Source organism: Enterobacter sp. SLBN-59 (assembly GCF_024807915.1).
GTDB lineage: Bacteria > Pseudomonadota > Gammaproteobacteria > Enterobacterales > Enterobacteriaceae > Enterobacter > Enterobacter asburiae_B.
Genome location: NZ_JANUFI010000001.1, coordinates 3,216,753 through 3,230,764 on the forward strand (window position 1 = coordinate 3,216,753; position 14,012 = coordinate 3,230,764).

Genomic DNA, 14,012 nt, shown 5'->3' on the forward strand with positions numbered 1-14,012 from the left:
TGAAATAAATCGGGGCGCAATATACCACGCGTCAGCGGCGATAAAGCACCTTAATGATATGGTAGCCAAATTTGGTTTTTACCGGGCCGTAGGGCTTCAGAAGCGGGCAGCTAAAGACCGCCCGATCGAACGGGCCGAGCATCGCACCTTGTTGAAACTCGCCGAGATCCCCGCCATTGCGCCCGGACGGGCATTTAGAGTAGCGCTTTGCCAGATGATCAAAGCTGATGCCGCGCTCCAGCTTGGCCAGGATCTCCTGAGCCAGTTTCTCCTCTTTTACCAGAATATGCAGGGCTGCTGCGGTCTTTTTCATGGTTCTGCTCTACGGGTTAAACGCGATTTCTCCACTTTATCATTAGCCGGTAAATCTGCGCCCGGCTTTCTGCTACAATCCACACCCCGTTCGAAGATTGAGCAACACTCCCATGCGTTTAAACCCTGGACAACAACAAGCGGTCGAATTCGTTACTGGACCATGCCTGGTGCTGGCAGGGGCCGGTTCGGGTAAAACCCGCGTGATCACCAACAAAATCGCCCATTTGATCCACAACTGCGGATATCAGGCGCGACACATTGCGGCGGTCACCTTTACCAATAAAGCGGCGCGCGAGATGAAAGAGCGCGTCGGCCAGACGCTGGGCCGTAAAGAGGCGCGCGGCCTGATGATCTCCACCTTCCACACGCTGGGGCTGGATATCATCAAACGCGAGTATGCGGCGCTGGGAATGAAGTCCAACTTCTCGCTTTTTGACGATACCGATCAGGTGGCGCTGCTCAAAGAGCTCACCGAGGGGCTGATCGAAGATGACAAGGTGCTGTTGCAGCAGCTGATCTCGACGATCTCGAACTGGAAAAACGATCTGATGACGCCGGCCCAGGCCGCGGCGATCGCCAAAGGCGAACGGGATCGGATTTTCGCCCACTGCTACGGTCTGTACGATGCGCATATGAAAGCGTGTAACGTGCTGGACTTTGACGATCTGATCCTGCTGCCCACGCTGCTGCTGCAGCGCAATGAAGAGGTGCGCGAGCGCTGGCAGAATAAAATCCGCTACCTGCTGGTGGATGAATATCAGGACACCAACACCAGCCAGTACGAGCTGGTGAAGCTGCTGGTGGGGCAGCGCGCGCGTTTCACCGTGGTAGGCGATGACGACCAGTCAATTTACTCCTGGCGCGGTGCGCGCCCACAAAACCTGGTGCTGCTGAGCAAAGATTTCCCCGCCCTGCAGGTGATTAAGCTGGAGCAAAACTACCGTTCCTCCGGGCGTATCCTGAAGGCGGCAAATATCCTGATTGCCAATAACCCGCACGTGTTTGAGAAGCGTCTCTTCTCCGAACTGGGCTACGGCACGGAGCTGAAAGTGCTCAGCGCCAACAATGAGGACCATGAAGCGGAGCGCGTGACGGGCGAACTCATCGCTCACCACTTCGTCAACAAAACCGAATATAAGGATTACGCGATCCTCTATCGCGGCAATCACCAGTCGCGCGTCTTTGAAAAGATGCTGATGCAGAACCGCATTCCGTACAAAATTTCGGGCGGCACGTCGTTCTTCTCACGGCCAGAAATCAAAGATCTGCTGGCCTATCTGCGGGTGCTCACAAACCCGGATGACGACAGCGCGTTTCTGCGCATCGTGAATACGCCTAAACGCGAGATTGGCCCGGCGACGCTGCAAAAGCTCGGCGAGTGGGCGATGACCCGCAACAAAAGTATGTTTACCGCCAGCTTCGACATGGGGCTGAGCCAGACGTTAACCGGACGCGGGTATGACTCGTTAACCCGCTTCACCCACTGGCTCGGCGAAGTGCAGCGTCTCGCGGAGCGGGAGCCGGTGGCGGCAGTGCGCGATCTCATTCACGGCATCGACTATGAGTCCTGGCTGTATGAAACCTCAGCCAGCCCGAAGGCGGCTGAGATGCGCATGAAAAACGTTAACCAGCTCTTCAGCTGGATGACCGAAATGCTGGAGGGCTCTGAAATCGACGAGCCGATGACCCTGACGCAGGTGGTCACCCGCTTTACCCTTCGCGACATGATGGAGCGCGGCGAGAGCGAAGAAGAGGCCGATCAGGTTCAGCTGATGACGCTGCATGCGTCAAAAGGGCTGGAGTTCCCGTATGTGTATCTGGTCGGCATGGAAGAGGGATTGTTGCCGCACCAGAGCAGCATTGATGAAGACAATGTCGACGAGGAGCGCCGTCTGGCCTACGTGGGGATCACCCGCGCGCAGAAAGAGCTGACGTTTACGCTGTGTAAAGAGCGCCGCCAGTACGGTGAACTGGTTCGCCCGGAGCCGAGTCGTTTCCTGCTGGAACTGCCGCAGGATGACCTGATCTGGGAACAGGAGCGCAAAGTGATTACCGCAGAAGAGCGGATGCACAAGGGTCAGGCTAACGTGGCAAACATCCGCGCCATGCTGGCAAAAGCCAAAGAGAAAGGATGAGTTCGAAGGGGTTGTAGGCCGGGTAAGGCGAAGCCGCCACCCGGTACTGTTCAGCGTATTACTTTACCTCAAGCACCCAGTGCACGTAGCTCTGCCACTGGCACTCCTGCTCGATCATCTCTGCCCCTAACGGGTGACGATCAATCCAGTTCTCCGGCAGCGTCAGCGAAAGCTTCTCGTCATCGGCCACCAGATTAATGGCCGGCAGCAAATCATCGCGGCGGCGGCTGGCAAACAGGATCGCCAGACGCAGCAGGCGGCACAGATGCTCGGCCACGCGAGGCGGTACGGCGTTTTGCTGATGCAAAGAGGAGAGATCGACGGCGTTGGTCTGGTTCAGCAGCAGCGTGGCCAGCAATTTTTTCTGCGCAGGCGTATAGCCCGGTAAATCCAGGTTTCGCACCAGATACGCTGCATGAGCAGGTGCCTGCTTAAAATCAATGCTCAGCCCCACTTCATGTAACGCACAGGCGCTCAGCAGTAAATCCCGGCTCAGATGGTCAAGATCCCAGACGTTAGCAACCTGATCGGCGAAGCGTGACGCCAGCTGCGATACGCGTCCTGCCTGATCGATATCAACCAGAAAACGACGCTGAACGTTGCGCAGGGTACGGCTGCGGATATCCTGATCGACCGACAGATGTAACATCCCGTAGACCAGACCTTCGCGCAGCGCGCCGCCGGCCAGGGTCATACACTGGATGTTCAGCTCGGTGAAAATGGCGATAAGAATAGCCAGCCCGCTCGGGAAGACCAGCGCGCGTTCCAGCGTCAGGCCTTCAATTTCCAGCTCTTCCAGGCGTCCGCACTGAATGGCGCGCTGTTTAAGCTGCTGAAGTTTGGCAAGCGTAATCCGCTCGTCCATTCCCTGCGCCATCATGATTTCCTGCAGAGCCTGCACGGTACCCGAGGCACCCACGCAGACTTTCCAGCCGTGATAGCGCAGCTCGTCCATCACCGGGCGTAATACCTCGCGCGCGGCGTTTTCTGCCTCGTCGAAGTTCTCTTTCGCCAGGTTCCGATCGGTAAAGTAGCGCTCAAGCCAGGTCACGCAGCCCATCGACAGGCTGAACAGCGACGTTGCCTGCGCGCCGGTGCCGGTCACAAGCTCGGTACTGGCACCGCCGATATCCACCACCAGACGGCGATCGTCACCTCCCGTGGTGTGCGCAACGCCCTGGTAAATCAGGCGAGCCTCTTCTTCACCGCTGATAACCTGTACCGGACAACCCAGAATTTCCTGCGCTCTGGCAATGAAATCCACGGCGTTGACCGCCAGGCGGAGTGTCGCAGTGGCGACCACGGTGATTTGGGCGTGCGGGATATCCTGCAGACGTTCGGCAAAGAGCCGCAGACACTGCCAGCCACGTTCCATGGCTTCAGGGGAGAGGTGATTATCGCTGCTCAGGCCCGCCGCGAGGCGGACCTTGCGCTTGATGCGCGTCAGCGTTTGTATGCTTCCCGCCACCTCGCGCACAACCAGCATATGAAAACTATTCGAACCGAGATCAATTGCCGCATAAAGCGAGGTGGAGCTGAGCATATTTTCTTAACCTGAACGACGACGATTACGCGGCGCGCCACCTGAACGACGCGGACCATTGCCGGAGCGTGGGCGGGTTAGACGCTTAGGCGGCGGCAGTTCGCTTAACAGCGCTTCCGGATTGTATTTGCTCTGCGGGATAGAGTGACCGATATACGTCTCAATGGCTGGAAGATTCAGCGCATACTCTTCACACGCAAGGCTAATCGAGTGACCGCTTGCGCCCGCACGACCGGTACGACCGATGCGGTGTACGTAGTCTTCGCAGTCGTCTGGCAGATCGTAGTTAAAGACGTGCGTCACGGCCGGAATGTGCAGACCACGAGCGGCAACGTCGGTTGCGACCAGAATATCGAGATCGCCACGGGTAAACTCTTCAAGAATACGCAGGCGTTTTTTCTGCGCCACGTCGCCAGTCAGCAGACCAACACGGTGACCGTCTGCAGCCAGATGGCCCCAGATGTCTTCACAACGGTGTTTGGTGTTCGCGAAGATAATGGCGCGATCTGGCCACTCTTCTTCAATCAGCGTTTGCAGCAGACGCATTTTCTCTTCATTGGAAGGGTAGAAGAGCTCTTCTTTAATGCGGTGACCCGTTTTCTGCTCAGGTTCCACTTCTACATATTCGGCGTTGTTCATCTGTTCGAACGCCAGCTCGCGTACGCGATAAGAAAGGGTAGCGGAGAACAGCATGTTCAGACGCTGATTGGCCGGCGGCATGCGGCGGAACAGCCAGCGAATGTCTTTAATGAAGCCCAGATCGTACATGCGGTCAGCTTCATCGAGCACTACAACCTGGATTGCGCCGAGGTTAATGTGGTTCTGTTTGGCGTAATCGATAAGACGGCCGGTGGTACCGATCAGGATATCCACACCGCTTTCCAGCACTTTCAGCTGTTTATCGTAGCCGTCGCCGCCATAGGCCAGGCCAAGCTTCAGTCCGGTAGACTGCGCCAGGGGTTCAGCGTCTGCGTGGATCTGTACCGCCAGTTCTCGCGTCGGTGCCATAATTAGCGCGCGCGGCTGGTTAACTTTGCGGTCTGCAATCGCTGGGTGAGAAAGTAAATAATGAAACGTTGACGTTAAAAACGCCATCGTTTTGCCGGTACCGGTTTGCGCCTGCCCGGCAACATCGCGACCGGCCAGCGTCAGCGGCAGCGCGAGGGCCTGAATGGGCGTGCAGTTATGAAACCCTTTATTTTCAAGGGCTTCAATCACCTTCGGGTGCAGCGCGAAGTCGGAAAACTTCTGTTCTGTTAAATGTGTTTTGCTCATAGTGTGGTAGAATATCAGCTTACTATTGCTTTACGAAAGCGTATCCGGTGAAATAAAGTCAACCTTTAGTTGGTTAATGCGACATCAACACGTCGTTGGTGGAGACAAAACCAACGTACCAGGCTTATTCCTGTGGAGTTATATATGAGCGATAAAATTATTCACCTGACTGACGACAGTTTTGACACGGACGTACTTAAGGCTGACGGGCTGATCCTCGTCGATTTCTGGGCTGAATGGTGTGGTCCTTGCAAAATGATCGCCCCGATTCTGGATGAGATCGCTGACGAATATCAGGGCAAACTGACCGTTGCCAAGCTGAACATCGACCAGAACCCGGGCACCGCACCAAAATACGGTATCCGTGGCATCCCAACCCTTCTGCTGTTCAAAAACGGCGAAGTGGCAGCGACCAAAGTGGGCGCGCTGTCCAAAGGTCAACTGAAAGAGTTCCTGGACGCTAACCTGGCGTAAGGTTTCTCCGCTGTGCGTTCAGGGCTCCCGGCTAAATGATGTGGAACTCTGGACGCCCAGCTGAAGTCGTGCTAAGTTAGCTATGACTTCGTTTTAAACATATCTTGTTGTTTGAATCTTGTTTTACCCGATACTTCCCGTTGTTAACATGAACAGTGCGTGAAGTGGCTAAATTCCGGGCTTGTCACTCAATCCGTCTTGTCGTTTCAGTTCTGCGTTCTTTCCCTGTGACCAGACAGCGAACAGACATGAGTTGATGGCCGCTAAACAGGCATGGATGACCCTGCCATACCATTCACAACATTAAGTTCGAGAATCACCCCGAGTTTAAGAACCCACACCATTATGAATCTTACCGAATTAAAGAATACGCCGGTTTCTGAGCTGATCACTCTCGGCGAAAATATGGGACTGGAAAACCAGGCCCGTATGCGCAAGCAGGACATCATTTTCGCCATCCTGAAGCAGCACGCTAAGAGTGGCGAAGATATCTTTGGCGACGGTGTGCTGGAGATATTGCAAGACGGATTTGGTTTCCTCCGCTCTGCAGACAGCTCCTACCTCGCCGGCCCTGACGACATCTACGTATCCCCCAGCCAAATCCGCCGTTTCAACCTCCGCACTGGTGACACCATTTCAGGTAAGATTCGTCCTCCTAAAGAGGGTGAACGCTACTTTGCGCTGTTGAAAGTCAATGAAGTTAACTTCGACAAACCGGAAAACTCGCGTAATAAGATCCTCTTTGAGAACTTAACGCCGCTGCACGCGAACTCTCGCCTGCGCATGGAGCGTGGTAACGGTTCAACTGAAGACTTAACCGCGCGTGTTCTGGATCTGGCATCACCAATTGGTCGCGGCCAGCGTGGTCTGATTGTGGCACCGCCGAAGGCGGGTAAAACCATGCTACTGCAGAACATCGCGCAGAGCATCGCTTATAACCACCCAGACTGCGTGCTGATGGTGCTGCTGATCGACGAACGTCCGGAAGAAGTGACCGAGATGCAGCGTCTGGTTAAAGGTGAAGTGGTTGCTTCTACCTTCGACGAACCGGCATCTCGCCACGTTCAGGTTGCGGAAATGGTTATCGAGAAGGCGAAACGCCTGGTTGAGCACAAGAAAGACGTGATCATCCTGCTTGACTCCATCACCCGTCTGGCGCGTGCCTACAACACCGTCGTTCCGGCGTCAGGTAAAGTACTGACCGGTGGTGTGGATGCTAACGCCCTGCATCGCCCGAAACGCTTCTTCGGTGCCGCACGTAACGTGGAAGAGGGCGGTAGCCTGACCATCATCGCCACGGCGCTGATCGATACCGGTTCTAAAATGGACGAAGTAATTTACGAAGAATTTAAAGGTACAGGTAACATGGAACTGCACCTTTCTCGTAAAATCGCTGAGAAACGCGTCTTCCCGGCTATCGACTACAACCGTTCCGGTACCCGTAAAGAAGAGCTGCTCACCACGCAGGAAGAGCTGCAGAAAATGTGGATCCTGCGCAAAATCATCCATCCAATGGGTGAAATTGACGCGATGGAGTTCCTCATTAACAAACTGGCGATGACCAAAACCAACGACGATTTCTTCGACATGATGAAACGCTCGTAACGCAAATAAAGCCAGCGAACGCCACGTTTTTACGTGGCGTTTTTCTTTTATGGACTATACGCTAGTACCATCTACTCCCAATTTTGACCGGTCGGTGCGACAATAGGGTCGTTTGTGCAGCTAAAGAAATAATTGATTGAAAAATATACAAAGGGAGTAGTCAGAAGCCATCTTTATTACTTCTGAGGCTGTGGCTTCATGGTTATACTTCCGGGACTAACATTTGTTGAGAGCAATCCATTGTGAATCTATTCACCGCCGTTACTGAACTGATCAGTATTTTTTTATTCACAACCTGTTTTTTGTTCATTGCGCGCAAGGTGGCAAAACGAATAGGGTTGGTGGATAAGCCAAATTTTCGTAAACGCCATCAGGGACTTATTCCTTTAGTCGGCGGGATTTCTGTTTACGCAGGGATTTGCTTCACGTTTGGTATTGCCGATTATTATATCCCGCATGCCGCCCTCTACATTGCCTGCGCCGGTGTCCTGGTGTTAGTCGGGGCCCTTGATGACCGGTTCGATATTGCGGTGAAAATACGCGCTACCGTTCAGGCGGCCATTGGCGTGGTGATGATGGTAGTGGGCGGACTGTATCTGCGAAGCCTCGGCTATGTATTTGGCCCCTGGGAGTTAGTCCTGGGTCCATTTGGCTTCTTCCTGACGCTCTTTGCCGTCTGGGCGGCAATCAATGCTTTCAACATGGTGGATGGCATTGACGGCCTGCTCGGTGGGTTGTCATCCGTCTCGTTCGCCGCTATCGGCATTATTTTATGGTTTGATGGTCAGTACAGTCTGGCAATGTGGTGTTTTGCCATGATTGCCGCCATTCTGCCTTATATTCTCTTAAATCTCGGTGTGCTGGGCCGTCGCTATAAAGTCTTTATGGGTGACGCGGGCAGTACGCTGATTGGTTTTACGGTTATCTGGATCCTGCTTGAAACCACACAGGGCCAAACCCATCCGATAAGCCCCGTAACCGCGCTGTGGATTATTGCCATTCCATTAATGGATATGGTGGCGATTATGTATCGCCGCCTGCGCAAGGGGATGAGTCCTTTCTCTCCTGACCGCCAACATATTCATCATCTCATCATGCGTGCGGGTTTTACTTCTCGTCAGGCGTTTGTGCTGATTACTCTGGCCGCCGCTATTTTGGCCGCGATTGGTGTAGCTGCAGAATATTCTCATATTATTCCTGAGTGGGTTATGTTGGCATTATTCTTGCTGGCATTTTTCCTGTACGGCTACTGCATTAAGCGCGCATGGAAAGTAGCGCGATTTATTAAACGTCTTAAACGCAGGATGCGTCGTAACAGTGGCAAAAATACAACATTAACTAAGTAAAACCGGGACTATGATGACTCAACCGTTGGCGGGAGCGAAATCAGTGGTAACTGAGAATGAACTGGATATTCGGGGTTTGTTTCGCGTGTTATGGGCAGGCAAACTTTGGATTGCGGGGATCGCGCTGGGGTTTGCACTGTTAGCGCTGGCCTATACGTTCTTTGCAAAACAAGAGTGGAGCGCCACGGCAATTACAGACAAGCCAACGGTTAACATGCTCGGGGGATACTATTCCCAGCAGCAATTCCTGCGTAACCTGGACATCAAAGCCAGTCTTGCTACGCCAGACCAGGCTTCCGTTATGGATGAAGCCTATAAAGAGTTTGTGATGCAGCTGGCTTCGTGGGATACCCGACGCGATTTCTGGTCCCAGACGGATTACTACAAGCAGCGTCGGGTTGATAATACAAAAGCCGACGCCGCCCTGCTGGACGATCTGATTAACAATATTCAGTTTATGCCGGGCGACGCGCTGCGTAACGTGAATGACAGCGTCAAGCTGATTGCAGAAACCGCGCCGGATGCCAACAACCTGTTGCGTCAGTACGTCGCGTTTGCCAGCCAGCGTGCCGCAAGCCATCTTAACGAAGAGCTTAAAGGTGCCTGGGCGGCTCGTACTATCCAGATGAAAGCCCAGGTGAAACGTCAGGAAGAGGTGGCGAATACCATTTTCGGTCGCCGCGTGCATAACATTGAGCAGGCGCTGAAAATTGCGGAACAGCGCAATATTTCCCGTACTGAGACTGACGTGCCGGCCGATGAGCTGCCTGATTCAGAGATGTTCCTCCTTGGTCGCCCTATGTTGCAGGCGCGTCTGGAAAACCTCCAGGCCGTCGGTCCTGATTTTGACCTCGATTACGATCAAAATCGCGCGATGCTCAATACGCTTAATGTCGGTCCATCTCTGGACCCGCGTTTTCAGACCTATCGTTATTTGCGAACGCCTGAAGAACCTGTAAAACGCGATAGTCCGCGTCGTGCATTCCTGATGATTATGTGGGGGATTGTAGGCGCACTGACGGGCGCTGGCGTGGCGTTAACGCGTCGTCGCAAAAACTAAGAACGCCGTCTACGATGAAGGCTGCGGCCTTCATCGCCTAATCGAAGAGAATCGATGTGAAAGTACTAACCGTATTTGGCACCAGGCCGGAGGCCATTAAGATGGCACCTCTGGTTCATGCGCTGGCCTGCGATCCTGATATTGAAGCGAAAGTGTGCGTCACTGCCCAACACCGTGAGATGCTCGATCAGGTTTTAACGCTCTTCTCCATCGTCCCGGATTACGACCTTAATATTATGAAACCGGGGCAAGGATTAACGGAAATAACCTGTCGCATTCTGCAAGAGCTAAAGCCGATCCTGGAGTCATTCAAGCCTGACGTGGTGCTGGTTCACGGTGACACCACCACAACCGTGGCGACAAGCCTGGCCGCGTTTTACCAGCGAATTCCCGTGGGGCATGTGGAGGCGGGTCTGCGTACCGGCAATCTTTATTCGCCGTGGCCGGAGGAGGCCAACCGCACGTTAACGGGTCATCTGGCGATGTACCACTTTGCGCCAACGGAAAACTCGCGTCAGAACCTGCTGCGTGAAAATATCGCCGATAACAAAATCTTTGTGACCGGCAATACGGTCATTGACGCGTTAATCTGGGTACGTGACCGCGTCCTGGCAAACAGCGATCTTCAAAAAGAGCTCGCTGCCCGCTATCCGTTCCTTCACAACGGCAAAAAAACCATTCTGGTTACTGGCCACCGTCGCGAAAGCTTTGGCCGGGGTTTCGAGCAAATCTGTCACGCGCTGGCTGAAATCGCCGCGCAGAACGACGATGTGCAAATTGTCTATCCAGTACACCTTAACCCTAACGTCAGCGAGCCGGTTAACCGGATCCTGGGCCATGTCGACAATGTCCTTCTGATTGAACCTCAGGACTACATGCCGTTTGTCTGGCTGATGAACCACGCCTGGCTGATCCTCACCGATTCCGGCGGCATTCAGGAAGAAGCGCCATCCCTCGGCAAACCGGTGCTGGTGATGCGTGAAACGACCGAACGTCCGGAAGCCGTCAAAGCCGGTACGGTGCGGCTGGTCGGCACCAACGCGCAGCTCATCGTCGAAGAGGTCACGCGCCTGCTGCATGACGATGAAGCGTATCAGGCGATGAGCCGGGCCCATAATCCGTACGGAGACGGGCAGGCTTGTGGCCGTATTTTGCAAGCACTTAAACACAATCGGGTATCGCTATGAGTTTTACTACCATCTCTGTCATCGGTCTTGGCTACATTGGCTTGCCTACTGCGGCCGCGTTCGCCTCTCGTCAGAAACAGGTTGTCGGTGTGGATATCAACGCACGGGCGGTAGAAACCATTAACCGTGGCGAGATTCATATTGTGGAGCCCGATCTTGACCGTGTGGTGAAAGAGGCGGTGGAGGGAGGCTTCCTGCGTGCCAGCACGACGCCAGTTGAAGCGGATGCCTACCTGATTGCCGTCCCTACCCCGTTTAAAGGCGACCACGAGCCCGACATGGCGTTCGTCGAGGCGGCGGCAAAATCCATAGCGCCTGTGCTGAAGAAAGGGGCGCTGGTGATCCTGGAATCAACCTCTCCGGTCGGCGCTACCGAGCAGATGGCACAGTGGCTGGCCGACGCGCGCCCTGATTTAAGCTTCCCGCAGCAGGCGGGGGAGCAGGCGGATATCAACATCGCCTACTGTCCGGAGCGCGTGCTGCCAGGCCAGGTCATGGTCGAACTGATTAAAAACGACCGCGTCATTGGCGGTATGACGCCCGTCTGTTCCGAACGTGCCAGCGCGCTGTACAAGATTTTCCTGGAAGGTGAGTGCGTGGTGACCAACTCCCGCACCGCCGAGATGTGCAAGCTAACGGAAAACAGCTTCCGCGACGTCAATATCGCCTTTGCGAACGAACTGTCGCTGATCTGTGCCGATCAGGGGATTAACGTCTGGGAGCTGATTAGTCTGGCCAATCGCCATCCGCGTGTGAACATTCTCCAGCCAGGTCCGGGTGTGGGCGGACACTGTATCGCCGTCGACCCGTGGTTTATCGTGGCGCAAAATCCGGCGCAGGCGCGTCTGATTCGCACCGCGCGTGAAGTGAACGACAGCAAGCCTCACTGGGTGCTCAATCAGGTTAAAGCGACGGTAGCGGATTGTCTGGCAGAGAGCGGCAAGCGCGCCAGCGAGCTGAAAATTGCCTGCTTTGGTCTGGCATTCAAACCCAATATTGACGATCTGCGTGAAAGCCCGGCGATGGAAATTGCCGAGATGATTGCCGAATGGCACAAGGGTGAAACGCTGGTGGTTGAGCCGAATATCCATGAATTGCCGGCAAAACTGGCGGGACAACACTGCACGCTGACGGCGCTGGACGACGCGCTGGCGACGGCGGACGTGCTGGTGCTGCTGGTGGATCATAAAGAGTTTAAAGCAACGTCCGGCGATGCCGTTCGTCAGCAGTATATTGTGGATACCAAAGGTGTCTGGCGTTGAACAGCCTGAATGGGGTGCTCGAGTCCCTGCAGTGGGAGAGTGCCTTTTTCGGCCTGCCGTCGGCCATCGTGCGTCTGCGTGATGATGCGTCGGTGCTGGCTGAACCGGATTTTATCGCCTGGCAACGGGTGCAGGCTAAGATCCCGGCGGAGCGAGCCGATCTGCTTGATGCGCTCCAGCAACACGGCTTTCAGCTGGTTGAAGGTGAGGTAGACCTTTCCATTAACCTTACCCGGCACGATGCGTCCGGCGCGGAAATTGCAACAGAGCAGGACATCCCCGTGCTGCGTCAGATGGCGGCCCAGGCGTTTGCTCAGAGCCGCTTTCGTGCGCCCTGGTATGCGCCTGACGATAGCGGACGTTTCTATGCCCAGTGGATAGAGAATGCGGTCAAAGGCACCTTTGACCACGTCTGCCTGGTTTTCCGTGCAGGGGACGGTCAAATCCAGGGGTTCGTCTCGCTGCGTAAGCTCAACGAGCGCGAGGCGCGTATCGGCTTATTAGCCGGGCGCGGCATGGGTGAGAAACTCATGCAGGCGGCGCTGCACTGGGCGCAGCAGCAACAGCTTGTGACGCTGCGGGTCGCGACCCAACTGGGCAACACCGCCGCGCTTAAACGTTACATTGCGAGTGGTGCCAACATCGACGCCACCGCCTACTGGTTATACAGGTGACAAGATGATTCCATTTAACGCACCACCCGTTGTCGGAACTGAACTCGACTATATGCAGTCTGCCATGGGCAGCGGCAAACTCTGTGGTGACGGCGGTTTTACCCGTCGCTGTCAGCAGTGGATGGAACAGCGTTTTCGCAGCGCCAAAGTGCTGCTGACCCCGTCCTGTACGGCATCGCTGGAAATGGCGGCACTGCTGCTGGATATCCAGCCCGGTGATGAAGTGATTATGCCGAGCTATACCTTCGTTTCCACCGCGAACGCCTTTGTCCTACGCGGAGCGAAAATCGTCTTTGTGGATATCCGCCCGGACACCATGAACATTGATGAGACGCTGATTGAAGCGGCGATCACCGACAAAACGCGCGCGATCGTGCCGGTTCACTACGCGGGCGTGGCCTGTGAAATGGACACCATCATGGCCATCGCCAAAAAACATAATCTGTTCGTGGTGGAAGATGCCGCGCAGGGCGTGATGTCCACCTACAAGGGACGCGCGCTGGGCACTATCGGCCACATTGGCTGCTTCAGCTTCCACGAAACCAAAAACTACACGGCGGGTGGAGAAGGTGGCGCGACGCTGATTAACGACCGGGCTCTCGTGGAGCGTGCGGAAGTGATCCGCGAAAAAGGCACCAACCGCAGCCAGTTCTTCCGGGGACAGGTAGATAAATACACCTGGCGCGATATCGGCTCCAGCTATCTGATGGCGGATCTGCAGGCGGCGTATCTGTGGGCGCAGCTGGAAGCGGCGGAACGTATCAACCTTCAGCGTCTTTCCCTGTGGCAAACGTATTACGATGCGCTTGAGCCTCTGGCCAAAGCCGGGCGTATTGAGCTGCCGACCATCCCGGCAGATTGCGTCCACAACGCGCATATGTTCTACATCAAGCTGCGCGATAACGACGACCGCAGCGAGCTCATCGCCTGGCTGAAAGAGGCCGAAATTATGGCGGTGTTCCACTACATCCCGCTGCACTCCAGCCCGGCCGGCGAAGCGTTTGGCACGTTCGCGGGTGAAGATCGTTACACCACCAAAGAAAGTGAGCGTTTGCTTCGCCTGCCACTGTTCTACAACCTCGCGCCTGTTAACCAGCGTACGGTGATTAATACCCTTCTGAGTTATTTCGGCTGAT

The 14,012-nt window shown here is 55.0% G+C and carries 12 protein-coding genes; 9 read left to right on the forward strand and 3 right to left on the reverse strand.

Annotated features, from left to right (window positions below; translation table 11 throughout):
• Positions 1 to 31 precede the first annotated feature (31 nt).
• Entirely contained in the window at positions 32 to 313 is a 282-nt protein-coding gene (gene ppiC / locus M2422_RS15300; protein ID WP_064673095.1) for a peptidylprolyl isomerase PpiC, read from the reverse strand.
• Positions 314 to 425: 112 nt separating this feature from the next.
• Here ppiC and rep point away from each other — a divergent pair, with 112 nt between their 5' ends.
• Positions 426 to 2,450 carry a DNA helicase Rep gene (rep, locus tag M2422_RS15305; protein WP_023309648.1) on the forward strand — a complete coding sequence of 675 codons (2,025 nt, stop codon included), beginning with the start codon at positions 426 to 428 and terminating at the stop codon, positions 2,448 to 2,450.
• 58 nt (positions 2,451 to 2,508) lie between these two features.
• Here rep and gppA read toward each other — a convergent pair whose 3' ends face one another.
• Both gppA and rhlB read right to left on the reverse strand, forming a co-directional pair.
• Positions 2,509 to 3,993, reverse strand: a complete 1,485-nt coding sequence (gene gppA, locus M2422_RS15310; RefSeq protein WP_048975637.1) for a guanosine-5'-triphosphate,3'-diphosphate diphosphatase — start codon at positions 3,991 to 3,993, stop codon at positions 2,509 to 2,511.
• 6 nt (positions 3,994 to 3,999) lie between these two features.
• Positions 4,000 to 5,268: an ATP-dependent RNA helicase RhlB gene (rhlB, locus tag M2422_RS15315; protein WP_023309646.1), complete on the reverse strand. Its 1,269-nt coding sequence runs from the start codon at positions 5,266 to 5,268 to the stop codon at positions 4,000 to 4,002.
• A gap of 144 nt (positions 5,269 to 5,412) precedes the next feature.
• On the opposite strand from rhlB, the gene trxA reads away from it, so the two are divergent.
• The 8 genes from trxA to rffA all read left to right on the forward strand — a co-directional run bounded on the left by trxA (position 5,413) and on the right by rffA (position 14,011).
• Positions 5,413 to 5,742, forward strand: a complete 330-nt coding sequence (trxA, locus tag M2422_RS15320) for a thioredoxin TrxA (RefSeq protein ID WP_006179218.1) — start codon at positions 5,413 to 5,415, stop codon at positions 5,740 to 5,742.
• 345 nt (positions 5,743 to 6,087) lie between these two features.
• Complete coding sequence (gene rho / locus M2422_RS15325; protein WP_008501566.1) at positions 6,088 to 7,347, forward strand: transcription termination factor Rho; 1,260 nt, start codon at positions 6,088 to 6,090, stop codon at positions 7,345 to 7,347.
• 242 nt (positions 7,348 to 7,589) lie between these two features.
• Positions 7,590 to 8,693, forward strand: a complete 1,104-nt coding sequence (gene wecA / locus M2422_RS15330) for a UDP-N-acetylglucosamine--undecaprenyl-phosphate N-acetylglucosaminephosphotransferase (protein ID WP_023309645.1) — start codon at positions 7,590 to 7,592, stop codon at positions 8,691 to 8,693.
• 13 nt (positions 8,694 to 8,706) lie between these two features.
• Positions 8,707 to 9,753: an ECA polysaccharide chain length modulation protein gene (wzzE, locus tag M2422_RS15335; protein WP_033146914.1), complete on the forward strand. Its 1,047-nt coding sequence runs from the start codon at positions 8,707 to 8,709 to the stop codon at positions 9,751 to 9,753.
• Between the two features lie 56 nt (positions 9,754 to 9,809).
• Positions 9,810 to 10,940, forward strand: coding sequence for a non-hydrolyzing UDP-N-acetylglucosamine 2-epimerase (gene wecB, locus M2422_RS15340; protein ID WP_039264262.1), 1,131 nt, complete (start codon positions 9,810 to 9,812; stop codon positions 10,938 to 10,940).
• On the forward strand, positions 10,937 to 12,202 hold the full coding sequence (gene wecC, locus M2422_RS15345; protein WP_064673093.1) for a UDP-N-acetyl-D-mannosamine dehydrogenase: 1,266 nt from the start codon (positions 10,937 to 10,939) through the stop codon (positions 12,200 to 12,202). The genes wecB and wecC overlap by 4 nt, the downstream gene beginning before the upstream one ends.
• The gene (gene rffC / locus M2422_RS15350; protein ID WP_064673092.1) at positions 12,199 to 12,876 is read left to right on the forward strand and encodes a dTDP-4-amino-4,6-dideoxy-D-galactose acyltransferase; all 678 of its coding nucleotides are present in this window, start codon (positions 12,199 to 12,201) and stop codon (positions 12,874 to 12,876) included. The genes wecC and rffC overlap by 4 nt, the downstream gene beginning before the upstream one ends.
• 4 nt (positions 12,877 to 12,880) lie before the next feature.
• Positions 12,881 to 14,011, forward strand: coding sequence for a dTDP-4-amino-4,6-dideoxygalactose transaminase (rffA, locus tag M2422_RS15355; protein ID WP_023309640.1), 1,131 nt, complete (start codon positions 12,881 to 12,883; stop codon positions 14,009 to 14,011).
• Position 14,012 lies beyond the last annotated feature (1 nt).